15 protein-coding genes are annotated in these 15715 nt (G+C 67.2%); 6 read left to right on the forward strand and 9 right to left on the reverse strand.

Going from position 1 to position 15715, the window contains the following annotated elements; translation table 11 throughout:
* The first annotated feature begins 4 nt into the window (after window positions 1-4).
* On the forward strand, window positions 5-604 hold the full coding sequence (locus ACK41U_RS06930; protein ID WP_409677607.1) for an HNH endonuclease: 600 nt from the start codon (window positions 5-7) through the stop codon (window positions 602-604).
* A gap of 27 nt (window positions 605-631) precedes the next feature.
* On the opposite strand, the gene ACK41U_RS06935 is transcribed toward ACK41U_RS06930, so the two are convergent.
* Together ACK41U_RS06935 and dapA are read right to left on the reverse strand one after the other, a co-directional pair.
* Complete coding sequence (locus ACK41U_RS06935; RefSeq protein ID WP_409677608.1) at window positions 632-808, reverse strand: hypothetical protein; 177 nt, start codon at window positions 806-808, stop codon at window positions 632-634.
* A gap of 135 nt (window positions 809-943) precedes the next feature.
* The gene (gene dapA, locus ACK41U_RS06940; RefSeq protein ID WP_409677610.1) at window positions 944-1819 is read right to left on the reverse strand and encodes a 4-hydroxy-tetrahydrodipicolinate synthase; all 876 of its coding nucleotides are present in this window, start codon (window positions 1817-1819) and stop codon (window positions 944-946) included.
* A 124-nt stretch (window positions 1820-1943) separates the two neighbouring features.
* Between dapA and ACK41U_RS06945 the strand changes: the two genes are divergently transcribed.
* Window positions 1944-4016, forward strand: a complete 2073-nt coding sequence (locus tag ACK41U_RS06945) for a transglycosylase SLT domain-containing protein (protein ID WP_409677612.1) — start codon at window positions 1944-1946, stop codon at window positions 4014-4016.
* Here ACK41U_RS06945 and ACK41U_RS06950 read toward each other — a convergent pair.
* From ACK41U_RS06950 to ACK41U_RS06960, 3 genes are all read right to left on the reverse strand, one after another.
* On the reverse strand, window positions 3946-4938 hold the full coding sequence (locus ACK41U_RS06950; RefSeq protein ID WP_409677614.1) for a DMT family transporter: 993 nt from the start codon (window positions 4936-4938) through the stop codon (window positions 3946-3948). The genes ACK41U_RS06945 and ACK41U_RS06950 overlap by 71 nt on opposite strands.
* 138 nt (window positions 4939-5076) lie before the next feature.
* The gene (locus ACK41U_RS06955; RefSeq protein WP_409677616.1) at window positions 5077-5865 is read right to left on the reverse strand and encodes an inositol monophosphatase family protein; all 789 of its coding nucleotides are present in this window, start codon (window positions 5863-5865) and stop codon (window positions 5077-5079) included.
* Between the two features lie 60 nt (window positions 5866-5925).
* Window positions 5926-6840: a LysR family transcriptional regulator gene (locus ACK41U_RS06960; RefSeq protein WP_409677618.1), complete on the reverse strand. Its 915-nt coding sequence runs from the start codon at window positions 6838-6840 to the stop codon at window positions 5926-5928.
* A gap of 90 nt (window positions 6841-6930) precedes the next feature.
* Here ACK41U_RS06960 and metF point away from each other — a divergent pair, with 90 nt between their 5' ends.
* On the forward strand, window positions 6931-7803 hold the full coding sequence (metF, locus tag ACK41U_RS06965; protein ID WP_409677620.1) for a methylenetetrahydrofolate reductase [NAD(P)H]: 873 nt from the start codon (window positions 6931-6933) through the stop codon (window positions 7801-7803).
* A gap of 92 nt (window positions 7804-7895) precedes the next feature.
* Here the strand turns inward: metF and ACK41U_RS06970 are convergent, their stop codons facing one another.
* The gene (locus ACK41U_RS06970) at window positions 7896-8957 is read right to left on the reverse strand and encodes a DUF2235 domain-containing protein (protein ID WP_409677622.1); all 1062 of its coding nucleotides are present in this window, start codon (window positions 8955-8957) and stop codon (window positions 7896-7898) included.
* A 35-nt stretch (window positions 8958-8992) separates the two neighbouring features.
* A complete protein-coding gene (locus ACK41U_RS06975; protein ID WP_409677624.1) occupies window positions 8993-10147 on the reverse strand; it encodes a type III PLP-dependent enzyme in 1155 nt (384 codons plus the stop codon).
* A gap of 157 nt (window positions 10148-10304) precedes the next feature.
* Between ACK41U_RS06975 and ACK41U_RS06980 the strand changes: the two genes are divergently transcribed.
* The 3 genes from ACK41U_RS06980 to ACK41U_RS06990 all read left to right on the forward strand — a co-directional run bounded on the left by ACK41U_RS06980 (window position 10305) and on the right by ACK41U_RS06990 (window position 14230).
* Window positions 10305-10736, forward strand: coding sequence for an Lrp/AsnC family transcriptional regulator (locus tag ACK41U_RS06980; RefSeq protein WP_409677626.1), 432 nt, complete (start codon window positions 10305-10307; stop codon window positions 10734-10736).
* 91 nt (window positions 10737-10827) lie between these two features.
* Window positions 10828-11181, forward strand: coding sequence for a DUF1428 domain-containing protein (locus ACK41U_RS06985; RefSeq protein WP_409677628.1), 354 nt, complete (start codon window positions 10828-10830; stop codon window positions 11179-11181).
* Between the two features lie 67 nt (window positions 11182-11248).
* A complete protein-coding gene (locus ACK41U_RS06990) occupies window positions 11249-14230 on the forward strand; it encodes a valine--tRNA ligase (protein WP_409677630.1) in 2982 nt (993 codons plus the stop codon).
* 76 nt (window positions 14231-14306) lie between these two features.
* On the opposite strand, the gene ACK41U_RS06995 is transcribed toward ACK41U_RS06990, so the two are convergent.
* Together ACK41U_RS06995 and ACK41U_RS07000 are read right to left on the reverse strand one after the other, a co-directional pair.
* Window positions 14307-15416 carry a pyridoxal phosphate-dependent aminotransferase gene (locus ACK41U_RS06995; protein WP_409677632.1) on the reverse strand — a complete coding sequence of 370 codons (1110 nt, stop codon included), beginning with the start codon at window positions 15414-15416 and terminating at the stop codon, window positions 14307-14309.
* Between the two features lie 40 nt (window positions 15417-15456).
* Window positions 15457-15693: an Lrp/AsnC ligand binding domain-containing protein gene (locus ACK41U_RS07000; RefSeq protein WP_409677634.1), complete on the reverse strand. Its 237-nt coding sequence runs from the start codon at window positions 15691-15693 to the stop codon at window positions 15457-15459.
* Between the last annotated feature and the right edge of the window lie 22 nt (window positions 15694-15715).

The raw sequence follows: 15715 nt of genomic DNA on the forward strand, positions 1-15715 counted from the left end.
CGACATGCTGGACGAGCATCATCAGACGGAGTTCCGGACCCAGTTCGTGCGCGAGCCTGCGGTGCTGCGCCATCACCCCGCGCTGGTTCTGAATGCCGATTTCCGCCCCTTGAGCTATTACCCCTTGTCGCTGTGGCCGTGGCAGGAGGCGATCAAGGCGGCGTTTCTGGACCGGGTCACCATTCTGGCCGAATATGACGAGGTGGTGCGAAGTCAGCGACAGGTGTTCCGCATCCCGTCGGTCGTCGTTCTGAAAGATTACGTCAAACCCCAGAAGCGCGTGGCATTCACGCGCTTTAATCTTTTTCTGAGGGACGAATTCTCGTGCCAGTATTGTAGCGCCAAGGGTGATCTGACCTTTGACCATGTGGTGCCCCGTTCACGCGGCGGTGTGACCAGCTGGGAGAATGTCGTGGCGGCCTGTTCGCCCTGCAACCTGCGCAAGGCCAATCGCAGCCTGCGCCATTCCGGCATGAGCCTGCGCCGTAAGCCGCGCCAGCCCATCCCTGAAGAGATGCACGCGATCGGGCGGCGTTTTCCGCCGAATCACCTTCATGAAAGCTGGATGGATTTCCTGTACTGGGATGCCGAGCTGGACAGCTGAGCAGCGGCCTGCTCGGGTATCGGACGCTCAGGCGTGGGGATCGTGATGATGGCCGCGCTGTGACAGATGCAGCGCCAATGCGGCGCTAAGCCCGCCCAGCAGAATGACAATCATTGGCACGCCTGCGGAAAGGCTGATCCAGAGCGTCAGCCCGGCAGCCACAAGCACGGCGGCGATCAGCAACAGGAAATGCGGCAGCGGCATGGGACTATCCTCTCCTTGTCACCAATATGGCAACAAGGTTGCAGGATGAAAAGAGCAGGCGTCATATGCGCGTCGTTTTGTCTTGTTGCCCGCCCTTCGGGTCGGGGGGGGGCACATCGGCGGGGGCAGAGCCGCTCAGACAAGCCCCGCATGCGCCATGGCGTCGTCGATCAGGCGGCGCGTCGGGTCGGTCAGCGGTGTCAGCGGCAGGCGCACGCGATCCTGACACAGGCCAAGCCGCGACATGGCGTATTTGGCACCGACGAGGCCCGGCTCGACGAAGATCGCCTGATGCAGCGGCATCAGCTGGTCCTGCAGCGCGAGTGCGGCCGTGTAATCGCCGCGCAGCGTCGCCTCCTGGAAGCGGGCGCAGAGGGCGGGGGCGACATTGGCCGTGACGCTGATGCAGCCCACGCCGCCATGGGCGTTGAAGCCAAGCGCTGTCGCATCCTCGCCCGACAGCTGGATGAAATCGGGCCCGCAGGTGATGCGCTGGCAGCTGACCCGCTCCAGCCTTCCGGTCGCGTCCTTGACCCCCACGATCGAGGGGATCTGCGCCAGCACGCCCATGGTTTCCGGCGTCATGTCAACGACCGAGCGGCCCGGAATATTGTAGATGATGATCGGCAGGTCGCAGGCCTCGGCCAGCGCGGTGTAATGCGCGATCAGCCCTGCCTGCGTCGGTTTGTTGTAATAGGGCGTGACCACAAGGGCGGCATCCGCGCCCACGCTGGCGGCATGTTTCAGCAGCCCGATCCCCTCGCGGGTCGAGTTCGACCCCGCCCCCGCAACGACCGGGATGCGGCCATCGACGGCGCGCACCACCTCTTCGATGACAAGGCGGTGCTCGTCATGGGTCAGGGTCGGGCTTTCGCCGGTGGTGCCGACCGGGACGATGCCGTGGCTGCCCTGATCCACATGCCACTCGACCAGCTTTTTCAGCGTGTCCAGATCCAGCTCGCCGTCCGGAGTGAACGGCGTGACGAGGGCTGGCATCGACCCTTTGAACATGACACGCTCCTTGCAGAATTTGGTATCGGGATGATCTGTTGCGCCGCTCTCACTAGCGGCGGGCGGCGCAGTTGCCAAGGATGTGAATTGCATGCGCGGGCTTTGGCCGCGACACAGGATGGTGATGCGACTTCTGCGTGACATGATATTGGCCGGGCTGCTGGCCGCTTTGCCGCTGGCCGCGCCTGCGCGGGCCGAGGATGCGGGCGCAATGGCGCTGGCGCTGGCCGCCGCCGACACGCGCGACTGGACCACCGCGCGGGCCGCCGCGCAGGCCGCCGGGCCGCTGGCCGAGGCGCTGATCGGCTGGCAGGCGCTGCGGGCCGGATATGGCGAATTCGGCGATTACCTCGATTTCGTGACCCGCAACCCGGACTGGCCGGGGCTGGACCAGATCCGCCAGCGCGGCGACGCCAAGCTGGGCGCCCTGTCGCCCGAGGACGCCGCGCTGTGGTTCGAGGGGCGCCCACCCGCCACCCTGCGCGCGCATGACGCCCTTGCGGCCACCCTGCCCCCCGAGGCCGCCGCCGCCGAACGCGCGCGGTTTTTCACCACCGCCACGCTGGACGCCGCCGATCAGGACGCGCTGCTGGCCCTGCATGGCGCCGAGCTGGTGCCGCTGGTCCCCGCCCGTATCACCGCACTGCTGGACCGGCAGCAATGGCAACAGGCCGAGCGGCTGCTGGACCGTTTGCCGGAAGAGGCCCGCGCCCTGCCCGCCGCCCGCATCGCGCTGCAAGCCGGGCGCGAGGGGGTGGACACGCTGATTCTGGCGCTGCCCGACGATCAGCGCGCCGATCCGGGCCTGACCATGGACCGCTATCTGTGGCGGGTGGGGGCGCGCATGCACGAGGGCGCGCAGGCGCTGATGCTGGAGGCGTCGGTCAGTGCCGAGGCCCTGCGTGACCCGGCGCAATGGGCGCAGATGCGGGTCGATTATGCGCGGCTGGCCATGCGCAACGGCGACTGGGCGCGGGCGCTGGCATTGGCCGCGCCGCATCATCTGGACCCCTCGAACCGACATTATCCCGATCTGGAATGGCTGGCCGGGTGGGCGGCGCTGAAAACCGATGATCCGGCCCGCGCGCTGGAGCATTTCCGCCATCTGGAAACCGTGGTCGGCGCCGCCATCAGCCGCGCCCGCGCGCATTACTGGCAAGGCCGCGCGCTGGAGGATCTGGGCCGCGAGGCCGAGGCCCGCACCGCCTTTCAGCGCGCCGCCGCATGGCCCGGCGTCTATTACGGCCAGCTTGCCGCCGAGCGTGTGGGCGTTGCCCTGCCCGCCGATTATGCGATCCCCGGCCCCGCCCATGACACCCTGCCCGACTGGCGCGGTGCGGCTTTGGCCGAAAATTCGGTCTATCGTGCCGGGCTGTGGCTGCTGGGCATGGGCCGCGCGACCGAGGCGCAGCGGTTCTTTCTGCATCTGGCGCCAGACGCCACGCCCGAGGACATCGCCCGCATGTCGCGCCTGATGTATGAGGCGGGCTATCCTTGGCACGGGCTGCGGCTGGCCAAGCAATCGGCCAATCAGGGGGTGATCTGGCCGGTGGCGCATTTCCCGCTGACCGGGCTGGAGGCCGAAGAGCTTGGCCCGCCGCCAGAACTGGTCATGGCCATCGCGCGGCAGGAATCAGAGTTCAACCATACCGCCAGCAGCCCGGTCGGCGCGCAGGGACTGATGCAGGTCATGCCCGGCACCGCCGAGCAGGTCACCCGCCAGATCGGCATGCCCTATGATCTGGCGCGGCTGTCCAGCGACGCGGCCTATAACGCCCGCATCGGGTCGCAATATCTGCTGGATCTGGCGGATCGCTTCGGGCCGTCGGTGGCGCTGATCGCCTCGGGCTACAATGCCGGGCCGGGGCGGCCTGCGCGCTGGCTGGGCGATTTCGGCGATCTGCGCAAGGGTGCCGACCCGGTCGAATGGGTCGAGCTGATCCCCTTTGACGAGACCCGCAATTATGTGATGCGGGTGGCCGAGGCGCTGCCCGTCTATCGCGCCCGGATCCATGGCAAGCCCGCGCCTATCGTGCCCCGCTGGGACCTGTCGGGCGGGGGCATGGTGCCGCCACCGCCATTGGGCCTGACGCTGGCGCTGTCGGCGCGGCCTCTGCCCAAGCCGTTTACCGGGATCGGTCCGCCCCTGCCTGCGGACTGGCCTGACGTGATGTCTGCCGCTGCCGGAACAGAGTGAAGATCCCGGCACCTACAACGATCACGGTGCCTGCGACCACATTGGCGCGCAGGGTTTCGCCAAACAGCAGCACGCCGATGATGCTGACCCAGACCAGTTGGGTATAGGCAAAGGGCTGCAGCGCCGAGGCCTCGGCCATCTCATAGCTGCGGATCAGCATGTAATGCGATCCCATGCCGCAGACACACAGGCAGGCCATCCAGATCCAGTCCTGCGGCGCCAGCCATTGCCAGTCCCAGATTCCGACCAGCGTAATCGCCACCGCCCCCGCAACGGCGGTCCAGAAAAAGCTGACCATCGCCGGATCATCGCGCGAGACATGCCGCGTCAGCAGGCCATACAGCGCGAACAGCAGGGCGGCGATAAAGGGCAGCAGCGCCTCGATGCTGAGAACGCCGCCGCCGGGGTTCAGGATCACCAGAATGCCCGAGAACCCGACCCCGATCGCGGTCCAGCGGCGCCAGCCCACCCGCTCGCCCAGAACCGGACCGCTCAGCGCCGCGACCAGCAGCGGATAGACCGCAAAGACGGCATGGGTCTCGATCAGGCCCAGACGGACAAATGCCTCGACGATGACCAGCATCTCGGCGGCCAGGATCACGCCGCGCGCGATCTGGGTCAGCGGGCGACGCGTGCGGATGGCGCGTTTCAGCCCGCCCGGCTGGCGCGAGACCAGCGCGATCACGAACAGCGCAAAGACCCAGTAGCGGATCATCACGATCATCACCGGCGGGTATTCCGACCCCAGCACCCGCGAGAACCCGTCCTGCAGCGCAAAGATGAAGCTGACCAGACACATCAGCAGGATCGCAAGGCCGGTGCGGTCCCGCAGGGGCGGCGGCGTTTCCGGCGGGATCGGCGGCGGCGCCGAAGCGGTGGCAGCCGAGGCGGCATAGGGCGGGTCGAAACGGTCGTCGGACATGTCTGCGCCTTCAGGGGATAGGCCCCTGTTGCGCCCCGCCCGTGACAAGGTCAAGCGCAGGCAGGGTTGCACGTCATGCAACCCTGCGCGCCGTGGCTCAACAGCATCGCCGGGACGGTTTCGGGCTCAGGGACACGCTCAGGGGCGGGCGCGGATGATCTTGGCGAAGGGCTCCAGCAGGGTCGGGTTGGCCGCGATGATCCGGCCCGATTCCAGCGGGTCGTCGCCCTCGCGAATGCCATGGACGAAGCCACCGGCCTCGCGCACCATCAGGATGCCCGCCGCGACATCCCACGGCTTGTTGCCGCGTTCCCAGTAGCCGTCAAAGCGGCCTGCCGCGACATAGGCCAGATCCAGCGAGGCCGCACCAAAGCGGCGCACGCCCGCGCAGACCGGCATCAGCTGCGCCAGATCCTGCAAGGCGGCGGGCAGCGGCCCCCGGCCCGCAAAGGGGATCCCCGTGGCAAAGACCGAATCGGTCAGCCGGGTGCGGCCCGAGACGCGCAGCCGCTGGTCGTTCATATAGGCGCCGTTGCCCTTTTCGGCGATGAACATCTCATCCTTGGCGGCGTCAAAGATCACGGCGGCGACGATCTCGCCCTTGTGCTCCAGCGCGATGCTGACCGCCCAATGGGGCAGGCCGTGCAGATAGTTCGTGGTCCCGTCCAGCGGATCGACGATCCAGCGGCGGGTGGGGTCCTGGCCCGCATCCTCGCCGGTTTCCTCGCCCAGCCAGCCATAGCTGGGCCGCGCATTCATCAGCTCTTCCTTGATCAGGCGTTCGGCCTCGCGGTCGGCGCGGGTGACGAAATCGCCGGCGCCCTTGACGCTGACCTGAAGGTTCTCGACCTCGCGGAAATCCTTGACGAGGCCGCGCCCCGCCTTGCGGGCGGCCTTGATCATCACGTTCAGATTGGCGCTTGCCATCGGGTGCTCCGGGAATTGGGGTTGGCGCCTCTTAGGGCAGGCGCGGCGGAATGTGAAGCGTCACGCGGCAGCGCCCCGCAGCATGCGCAGGGGTTCGGTGCGCGACAGCCGCAGTACATGCGCCATATAGGGCTGCGCCAGATCGCCCGAGCGCACCGCCGCATAAAGCCTGCGCCGCGGCCCCTGCGCCCCCAGCGGCAGCAGCGCCAGTTCCGGGTTGGCGGCCTCGCGCCGCAGAACCCAGTCCGGCATGACCGCGACCCCGCGCCCCGAGGCGACCAGCATCACCGCCACGGCGGTCAGTTCGACCGTGCGGGTGCGGGCGGGCTCGACCCCGGCGGGCGTCAGGAACTGACTGAACACGTCCAGCCGGGCGCGGTCCATCGGATAGGTGATCAGGGTCTCGGGCGCCAGATCGGCGGGCTCGGCATAGCCCTTGGCGACCAGCGGATGCCCGGCAGGCACGGCCAGCACCGGCGCATAGTCGAACAGCGGCTGAAAGGTGACGCCCGCCAGATCCTCGGGGTCGGACGAGATCACCAGATCGACCTCTTCGCGCACCAGTGCAGGCAGGGCGCCAAAGGCCAGACGCTGGCGGATGTCCACATCCACATCGGGCCAGGCGCGGCGGAAGATGTCCAGCACCGGCAGCAGCCAGTCGAAACAGGCGTGGCACTCCATCGCGATATGCAGCCGCCCGATGCGGCCCGCCTCGACGCCCTTGAACTCGGCCTCGGTGGCGGCGACCAGCGGCAGCACCTGTTCGGCCAACCGCAGCAGGCGCATGCCTGCCGCGGACAGGCGCATCGGCTTGGCCCGGCGGACGAACAGCTGGGTGCCCGACTGTTCCTCCAGCGCCTTGACCTGATGGGACAGGGCCGATTGCGTGATGTTCAGCACCTCGGCGGCGCGGGCCAGACCGCCCTGTTCATGGATCGCGTGAACGGTGCGCAGATGCCGCAATTCCAGATGCATGATGAACAGCTTTCACTTTGATCTTGAGGATTATGAATTTGTCTCACGCCGCGCCGCATGGCACAAGACCCGCAACAGAAGGGATTCGCCATGACCACGCCCAAGATCAGCTTCGAGTTCTTCCCGCCCAAGACGCTGGATGCCTCGTTCCGGCTGTGGGAGACCGCGCGCGCGCTGGCGCCGCTGGCGCCCGATTTCGTGTCGGTGACCTATGGCGCGGGCGGCACGACCCGCAAGCTGACCCATGAGGCGGTGACCACCATCCACCGCCAGTTCGGGCTGGAGGTCGCGGCGCATCTGACCTGTGTCGAGGCAACAAAGGCCGAGACGCTGGAGATCGTGCAGGCCTATGCCGATGCCGGGATCCGCGACATCGTCGCCCTGCGCGGCGATGCGCCCAAAGGCGCCGACCGTTTCACGCCCCATCCCGAGGGTTTTGCCAATTCGGTCGAGCTGATCGGGGCGATTGCCGCGCGGGGCGACATGACCATTCGCGTCGGCGCCTATCCCGAACCGCATCCCGACAGCGTCGGCACCGATGCCGACGTGGCCTGGCTGAAGCGCAAGATCGAGGCCGGTGCGACCAGCGCGATCACGCAGTTCTTCTTTGAAGCCGAGACGTTTTTTCGGTTCCGCGACAAATGCGCGGCGGCGGGGATCACCGCACCCGTCATCCCCGGCATCCTGCCGGTGCAAAGCTGGGCCGGCACCAAGCGGTTCGCCGCGAGCTGCAACACGACCGTCCCCGACTGGGCCGAAGAGGCGTTCCAGCTGGCCTCACTTGACGGGCCCGGCGCCGAGCGGGCGCTGGCCACCAGCCTCTGCGTCGATCTGTGCGAGGAGCTGATCGCGGGGGGCGTGGACCGGCTGCATTTCTACACGCTGAACCGGCCCGAACTGACCCGTGATGTCTGTGCGGCTCTGGGCGTGCGCCCGGCAAACGGGCTTGAGGCGGTGGCCTGAGCAGAACTGCCCGCCTTGTGGCGGGCGAAAGCCGGGGGCGCTTCGCCCCCCGGACCCCCAGAGGATATTTCTATGAAGAAGAAACTCCGGGGTCAGGGGCGATGCGCGGTGCGCGGCGGTTGAGCGTTCTTGCGGCGGGGGCGGTCGACGGCATGTAAGGCCAGACCGCCGGTCAGCAGGGCCGGGCCGGGATAGGGGCGCGGGACGGTCGGGTGCAGCTGTTCGGTCCGGTAGGCGCCCGCCAGCCGGGGGGCGCGGGCCAGAAACAGCTTGCCCCATCGCCGCCATGATCCGATCGGCGGCGAGGTCGGGTCGCAGGGGAAGAGATCGCGCCAGCCGTCGGGCAGCGGCAGGCCAAGGGTCTGCGCATGGCCCAGCATCCAGACCAGCGGGATATTGGCCAGCGGGCGCGCGGATTCGAACCCGCCCAGCTGGCCGCCGATGTCGGGATGGGCGCCGCGGAACCACAGCTGTTCGATCCGGCCTGCCGCATGGTCATCATCCCATAGCAGCGGCGCAAAGGCGGCGCGTGTCTCATCCAGTGCCAGCGCCTGAAATCCGTGTTCGATCCCCTGCCCCAGATGCGCGTCGTGAAAGCGAAAGCGCGGCTCGGTCAGCATCCACAGCAGCGGCAGGCGCAGGCCAAGCGCCATCACCGTGTCAAAGCAGCCCACCATGCGGATCGGCGTGCGGTCGTGGCAGCGGCGGCGGAAGGCGGTCAGAACGCCCGCAGCCCCGCCCTGCCGGTAAAGGCGCCAGGCGAGGCGGATGTTGCGCTCGGTCGCGTGTTCCGGGCGCAGCAGGCCGATGCTGTCGATCATGCCCGCAAGGCTGCGGATGGCAAAGGCGCCGCGCGAATAGCCCAGCATGAACACCGGCTGACCGGGCCGCCAGCCTGACGCGAGCCAGCCGTAAGCCTCGATGATCCGCGCCTCGAGGATGCGCCCCGCCGCCAGTTCCGGCAGGGTGCGCCAGCGGTTCCACTGCTGACCCATGCCATAATGGATACGCAGCCGCCCCGGCGGCGGCGGCAGGCCGTGGCGGCCCGTCAGCAAGCGGTGAATGCGCCCGATAGAGCTGCGCCGGCCATCGGCCAGCGAAGCAAAGGTGCCGTCCATCAGCACGACATGATGTGTCACAGGCGGGTCGCTCATGCCCTGAACGCTAGCACAGAGGCATGAGCAAAGGGTTACGACAGGCGCATCACGGTTGCGTGGCCCATCAGGCCAAAGCCGTTGAAGCGCGTGTTCGTCACCGTCGAATAGGCCCCCGCACCGTGGAAGATGACGAAATCGCCCTCGGCCGTGTCGGCGGGCAGGCTCAGCTCGCCCGGCAGCCGGTCGACCGAATCGCAGGTCGGGCCAAAGATCACGCGGCCCGAGCGGTCGCCCTGACGCGGCTGTCCCTGCGGGTCCAGCACCTCGATCCGGTCGATATTGCCGATGATCGGCAGCTCGGCCAGACCGCCATAGACGCCATCGTTCAGGAACACATGCGCCCCGTCGCGCACGCCCTTGACCTGCGTGATCAGCGCATAGGCATCGGCGCAGATGCCCCGGCCCGGCTCGCAGACCAGATCGGGGGCGTCGTCGCCGAAGGCCTCGGTCACCGTCTCGCCGATCTCGCGGAAGATCGCCTCAAGATCCGGCTCGACCCCCTGCACCCGGTGCGACGGAAAGCCGCCGCCCACGTTCAGCCGCGCGGCCCGCACGCCCGCCATATCGCAGATCTCGCGCGCGACGCGGATATAGCTTTCCCAGGCGATCGGGTCGGTGCATTGCGTGCCCGGATGGAAGGTCAGCGAGGCGACATAGCCGCGATCCGCCACCTTGGTCAGCAATTCCGCCGCCAGTTCGGGCGATGCGCCGAATTTCGAGCCGAAATCATAGGCCGCCCCCAGCACCGGCAGTTTGAAACGCGGCGAGATTTCGACGCCCTCACCCGCGATCTGCACCGGCACCTGACCGAACAGCTTGTCCAGTTCGGAATGGCTGTCCACCGACCAGGCGCGGATGTTCTGGGCCACGGCATGCGCGATCTCGGCCCGGGCGCGGACGGGGTTGTGATAGTGCCGCGCCGCACCGGGGGCGAGGCGCCCGATCAGGTCGATCTCGAACGGCGAGGCCACGTCGAAGCCGGTGATCCCGGCGGCGACGAGGTTCTGGATCACCGCCTCTTCGGGGTTGGACTTGACGGCATAGGTCACCAGACCGGGAAAACCCTCGATGAACTGGCGGGCCCGTTCCTGCAGCACCGTCGGCGCAAAGACCATCAGCGGGTTTTCGGGGGCAAGATGGCGGACCACCTCGGCCGGGTTGTCCCAAACGGTCTTGTGCTGTCCCATGGATGTTCCTTTCGCGCGCATATGTGGCCGGGTCTGGCGAAAACCCAGAATGGCGCTTTTGGGTTTCGAATTCACCGATGAAAAGGGTAGAATCGCACGCCACACCAGTTATTATGCCGACATACATGTCAATTTGACGAAAGCACCGGCATTTCCCATGGATGAACTGGATCGCAACATCATCGCGCAGCTTTCGACCGATGCGCGCATGTCCGTGGCCGTGCTGGCCCGCAAGCTGCGGGTCGCGCGATCCACGGTGCAGGCCCGGCTGGAGCGGCTGGAGGGCACGGGCGCCATCGCGGGCTATACGCTGCGGCTGGGCGAGGCGGCGCGCAGCGGGCGGATCCGCGCCACCGTGCTGCTGGGGATCGAGCCGCGCGGCCTGCCGGGCATCCTGTCGCGGCTGAAGGTCATGCCCCAGATCGAGCGCATCCACACCACCAGCGGCCGGGTCGATCTGCTGTTGCAGCTTGCCACCGGCTCGACCGCCGAACTGGACGACACGCTGGACCGGATCGGCGCGATCGAGGGCGTCCGGTCGTCGGAAAGCCTGATCCATCTGTCGGCCAAGCTGGACCGGGCGATCTGATATGCGCTTTGATGTGCGATCTTAACATCTAAATGGTTGCCTTCTGCGGCCATGGCGCCGACCATCGGCCCATACCAACAAGGAGGACGCGATGACCTATTTCACCGGCTTTGTGCTGCCCGTTCCTGCCGGGAACAAGCAGGCCTATGCCGATCATGCCACCGCAAGCTGGCCGATGTTCAAGCGTCACGGCGCGCTGCGCATGGTCGAATGCTGGGGCGAGGACGTGCCACGCGGCGCGCAGACCGATTTCTTTCGCGCCACCCAGGCCCGCGACGACGAGGTGCCGATGTTTTCCTGGATCGAATGGCCCGACCGCGAGACCGCCGAAACCGCGTGGGCCACGATCATCGAGGATACCAACTCGTTCCGCATGACCGACATGCCCTTTGACGGGGCGCGGATGTTCTGGGGCGGCTTCTCGCCGCTGGTCGACGAAAGCTGACCGCGCGCGACGGCTTGGCCTTTGCGCTTGGTTTCGCTAATCCCGTTGCGACAGATGGGGATTTGCGATGACGATGGACAAGAGCTTTGACGCGAAGGCCGCCGAGGCCCGGATCAGCGCCGAATGGGACCGCATGGGCGCCTTTGCCGCAGGTGCGAACAAGCGGCGGGACGAGACCTTCACCGTGATGATCCCGCCGCCCAACGTCACCGGCAGCCTGCATATCGGCCATGCCTTCAACAACACATTGCAGGATATTCTGGTCCGCTGGCACCGGATGCGCGGCTTTGACACGCTGTGGCAACCCGGTCAGGACCATGCGGGCATCGCCACCCAGATGGTGGTGGAACGCCAGATGGCCGAGCGTCAGGAACCCGGCCGCCGCGAGATCGGGCGCGACGCCTTTGTCGCCAAGATCTGGGACTGGAAGCGCGAATCCGGCGGAACGATCATGAACCAGTTGCGGCGCCTTGGCGCCTCGTGTGACTGGTCGCGTAACGCCTTTACCATGTCCGGCGCGCCCTCGGCACCTGCGGGGGAAGAGGGCAATTTCCACGACGCGGTGATCCGGGTCTTTGTGGATCTGTACAACAAGAAAGGGCCTGACGGACGCGGCATCATCTATCGCGGCAAGCGGCTGGTGAACTGGGACCCGCATTTCGAGACCGCCATCAGCGATCTTGAGGTCGAGAACCGCGAGGTGCCCGGCCATATGTGGCATTTCAAATACCCGCTGGCCGGCGGCGCGACCTATGAATATGTCGAGCGCGACGAGGAGGGTCGCGTCACCCTGCGCGAGACGCGCAACTATATCTCCATCGCCACCACCCGCCCCGAGACGATGCTGGGCGATGGCGCGGTGGCCGTGCATCCGTCGGACGAACGCTATGCCCCCATCGTTGGCCAGCTGGTCGAGATCCCGGTGGGGCCGAAAGAACACCGCCGCCTGATCCCGATCATCACCGACGAGTATCCCGACCCCACGTTCGGGTCGGGCGCGGTCAAGATCACCGGCGCGCACGATTTCAACGATTACGGCGTGGCGCAGCGGAACGGCATTCCCCTCTATACGCTGCTGGACACCAAGGGCGCGATGCGCAGCGACGGGCTGTCCTATGCGGAGAGCGCCGCGATTGCCTCTCGCGCCGCCCGCGGCGAGGATGTGGGCGACGTGTCGGCGGTGAACCTTGTCCCCGACGATCTGCGCGGACTGGACCGCTTCGAGGCCCGCAAGCGCGTGGTCGAGGCGATCACCGCCGAGGGTCTGGCCGTCACCTATCTGCACCGCGAGATCGAGCCGGAAACCGGCGCCGAACATCTGGAGCGCCGCCCCGTGGTGGACGCCAAGCCGATCATGCAGCCCTTCGGCGACCGCTCGGGGGTGGTGATCGAGCCGATGCTGACCGATCAGTGGTTCGTGGACACCAAGCGCATCGTCGGCCCCGCGCTGGAGGCCGTCCGCGACGGCCGCACCCAGATCCTGCCCGAGCAGCACAAGAAGGTCTATTTCAACTGGCTGGAGAATATCGAGCCGTGGACCGTCAGCCGCCAGTTGTGGTGGGGGCATCAGATCCCGGTGTGGTATGGACCGACGCCAAAGGATGGATCTTTCGATTACGACGAGAAAATCCAGTTCTGCGCCGCCAGCGAAGCAGAAGTGAGAAAGCTTGCACAGGCTCGCTACGGCGATCATGTCACCGTTGGCTTTTTTAACGAGGGTAGGACTGCATACGATCCCAACAGCCGCGTGGTCGAACTGCACCGCGACCCCGACGTCCTCGACACCTGGTTCTCCTCGGGCCTCTGGCCCATCGGGACGCTTGGCTGGCCCGAACCGACCGAGGAACTCAAGAAATATTTCCCGACCGACGTGCTGGTCACCGGCTTTGACATCATCTTCTTCTGGGTCGCCCGGATGATGATGATGCAGCTGGAGGTGGTCAAGGACGTGCCGTTCCACACAGTCTATGTCCACGGGCTCGTGCGCGACGAAAAGGGCGCGAAGATGTCCAAGTCCAAGGGCAATGTCATCGACCCGCTGACCCTTGTGGACGAATATGGCGCGGACGCGCTGCGCTTCACCCTGACAAGCATGGCGGCGATGGGGCGCGACCCCAAGCTGGGCCCGAAACATGTCGAGGTGAACCGCAATTTCGTCACCAAGCTGTGGAACGCCACCCGATTCGCCGAGATGAACGGCGTGCGCGGCGGCGGGGCCCGGCCCGATCCTCAGAACACCGTCAACCGCTGGATCATCGGCGAGACCGCGCGCGCGCTGATGGCCACCGACGAGGCATTGGCCAGCTATCGCTTCAACGATGCGGCGGGCGGGCTTTACGCCTTTGTCTGGGGCAAGGTCTGCGACTGGTATGTCGAATTCGCCAAGCCGCTGTTCGACGGTGACGATGCCGGAGAAACGCGGGCCACGATGGGCTGGGTGCTGGATCAGTGCTACGCGATGCTGCACCCGATCATGCCCTTTGTGACCGAGGAACTCTGGGCGCTGACCGGGGATCGCGACCGCATGCTGGTCCACGGGCACTGGCCGGAACTGGGCGCCGATCTGATCGACGCGGAGGCCTATGCCCAGATGAACTGGGTGATCGCGCTGATCGAGGCCGTGCGCTCGGCCCGCGCGCAGATGGGCGTGCCTGCGGGGGCCAGGCTGGACCTGATCGTGACCGAGGCGGATGCCGCCGCCCGCACCGCCCTGACCGCCAACAGCCCGCTGATCGAGCGGCTGGCGCGGGTGAACCCGCCCATGGACGGCACGGCGGGCCGGGGCATGATCGCGGTTTCGGCGCAGGGGGCCAGTTTCGCGCTGCCCATCGGCGAGGTGATCGACGTGGCTGCTGAAACCGCGCGGCTGACCAAGGCGGCAGGCAAGGTCGAAAAGGATGCCGAGGGTCTGCGCAAGCGGCTGTCGAACCCGAAATTCGTCGAGAATGCCGAGGCCGAGGTGATCGAGGAGACGCAGGCCAAGCTGGCGGCGCTGGACGATGACATCGCGCGGCTGCGCGCGGCGCTGGATCAGTTGGCGGCGATGTGAGCCTGCGCCGCCGGAGGCGCCTGAGGCACGGGCAGGAGCCTCCGGCGGGGATATTTGAGTGAAGAAGAGGCCGGGGTCAGCCGACGTGTGACAAGGCGCGTGACAGGGCGCGCGGCAGGGCTGCGGCGAGGACGTCCAGCTCGGTCAGGGTGGCGCAGCTGATACGGATGCAGCGGTCCAGCGGGGCCACGCCCGGCATGCGGATGAAGACATCTTCGGCCTCCAGCGCGGCCACAAGCGCGCGGGCGAAGGCGCCGTCGCGGCCCGTGTCCAGCGCCACGAAATTGGTGGCCGAGGGGCGCGCGGTCAAGCCGTTCGCGGCGCCGATTTCGGCGATGCGGTCGCGGGCGGCGGCGACCTCGGCCACCACATGCGCCAGCCAGCCCTGATCGGCCAGCGCCGCCAGCGCGCCTGCCTGCGCGATGCGGTTCACGCCGAAATGGTTGCGGACCCGGTCGAAGGCGGCGATCAGCTCCGGCGCGCCCAGGGCATAGCCGATCCGGGCGCCGGCCAGCCCGTAAGCCTTGGAGAAGGTGCGCATCCGGATCACGCGCGGATCATCGGCGGCGATGGCAGGCCGGGCCTCGTCGGGGGCGAATTCCAGATAGGCCTCGTCCAGCACCAGCAGGCAGCCGGGCGGCAGGCGGTCCAGCATGCTCTCGATCACCTGGCCGGGATGCCAGCTGCCCATCGGATTGTCGGGATTGGCCAGATAGATCAGCCGCGCCCCTGTCTGTGCCGCGCGGTCCAGCAGCGCCTCGGGGTCTTCCCGGTCATCGCGGTAGGGCACCTTGTGCAGCACGCCGCCAAAGCCCGTCACGTGATAGTTGAAGGTCGGATAGGCGCCGTCCGAGGTCACCACCGCATCGCCCGGCGCGACCGTCAGCCGCACCAGATTGCCCAGCAACCCGTCGATCCCCTCGCCCACAACGATATTGGCGGGGGCGGCGCCCAGATGCTCGGCCAGCGCCTCGGTCAGGTCATGGCTGGGCGCATCGCCGTATTTCCAGATGCCCGACACCGCCTCGCGCATGGCCCGCGCCGCCAGCGGGCTGGGGCCGAACGCGCTTTCATTGGCGCCAAGGCGGGCGGCAAAGGGGGCGCCGCGGCGCCGCTCCAGTGTTTCGGGACCGACAAAGGGCACGGTGGCGGGCAGCGAGGCGGGGATGGGGGCGAGGCGTGTCATGGCGCGCAGATTGCCCTGCCCGCCCGCGCCCTGCAAGGCGTCAGAAGGCGCGGAAGGTCATCGTGGTCAGCGTGCGGCTGATATGGGGAATGTCGAACAGCCGCTCTGACAGGAAACGACCGACATCCTCATCCTCGGGGATATAGACCTTGGCGATCAGGTCGTAATCGCCCGAGGTCGAGAACAGCTCGCTGACCACCTCGCGGTCATAGATCGCCTCGGCGACCTGATAGGTGCGACCGGGCTCGCATCGGAACTGGACAAAGACGGCGCGCATCGTGATCTCCTGCTTTGGGCGG

Origin of the sequence: Paracoccus sp. (in: a-proteobacteria) (assembly GCF_046289755.1) — a bacterium.
GTDB lineage: Bacteria > Pseudomonadota > Alphaproteobacteria > Rhodobacterales > Rhodobacteraceae > Paracoccus.

What these genes read in the sequence shown, in the direction of transcription:
- ACK41U_RS06930 (WP_409677607.1), top strand. Translation starts at nt 5, where the DNA reads ATGCTGGACGAGCATCATCAGACGGAGTTCCGGACCCAGTTCGTGCGC.
- ACK41U_RS06935 (WP_409677608.1), bottom strand. Translation starts at nt 808, where the DNA reads ATGCCGCTGCCGCATTTCCTGTTGCTGATCGCCGCCGTGCTTGTGGCT.
- dapA (WP_409677610.1), bottom strand. Translation starts at nt 1,819, where the DNA reads ATGTTCAAAGGGTCGATGCCAGCCCTCGTCACGCCGTTCACTCCGGAC.
- ACK41U_RS06945 (WP_409677612.1), top strand. Translation starts at nt 1,944, where the DNA reads ATGCGACTTCTGCGTGACATGATATTGGCCGGGCTGCTGGCCGCTTTG.
- ACK41U_RS06950 (WP_409677614.1), bottom strand. Translation starts at nt 4,938, where the DNA reads ATGTCCGACGACCGTTTCGACCCGCCCTATGCCGCCTCGGCTGCCACC.
- ACK41U_RS06955 (WP_409677616.1), bottom strand. Translation starts at nt 5,865, where the DNA reads ATGGCAAGCGCCAATCTGAACGTGATGATCAAGGCCGCCCGCAAGGCG.
- ACK41U_RS06960 (WP_409677618.1), bottom strand. Translation starts at nt 6,840, where the DNA reads ATGCATCTGGAATTGCGGCATCTGCGCACCGTTCACGCGATCCATGAA.
- metF (WP_409677620.1), top strand. Translation starts at nt 6,931, where the DNA reads ATGACCACGCCCAAGATCAGCTTCGAGTTCTTCCCGCCCAAGACGCTG.
- ACK41U_RS06970 (WP_409677622.1), bottom strand. Translation starts at nt 8,957, where the DNA reads ATGAGCGACCCGCCTGTGACACATCATGTCGTGCTGATGGACGGCACC.
- ACK41U_RS06975 (WP_409677624.1), bottom strand. Translation starts at nt 10,147, where the DNA reads ATGGGACAGCACAAGACCGTTTGGGACAACCCGGCCGAGGTGGTCCGC.
- ACK41U_RS06980 (WP_409677626.1), top strand. Translation starts at nt 10,305, where the DNA reads ATGGATGAACTGGATCGCAACATCATCGCGCAGCTTTCGACCGATGCG.
- ACK41U_RS06985 (WP_409677628.1), top strand. Translation starts at nt 10,828, where the DNA reads ATGACCTATTTCACCGGCTTTGTGCTGCCCGTTCCTGCCGGGAACAAG.
- ACK41U_RS06990 (WP_409677630.1), top strand. Translation starts at nt 11,249, where the DNA reads ATGACGATGGACAAGAGCTTTGACGCGAAGGCCGCCGAGGCCCGGATC.
- ACK41U_RS06995 (WP_409677632.1), bottom strand. Translation starts at nt 15,416, where the DNA reads ATGACACGCCTCGCCCCCATCCCCGCCTCGCTGCCCGCCACCGTGCCC.
- ACK41U_RS07000 (WP_409677634.1), bottom strand. Translation starts at nt 15,693, where the DNA reads ATGCGCGCCGTCTTTGTCCAGTTCCGATGCGAGCCCGGTCGCACCTAT.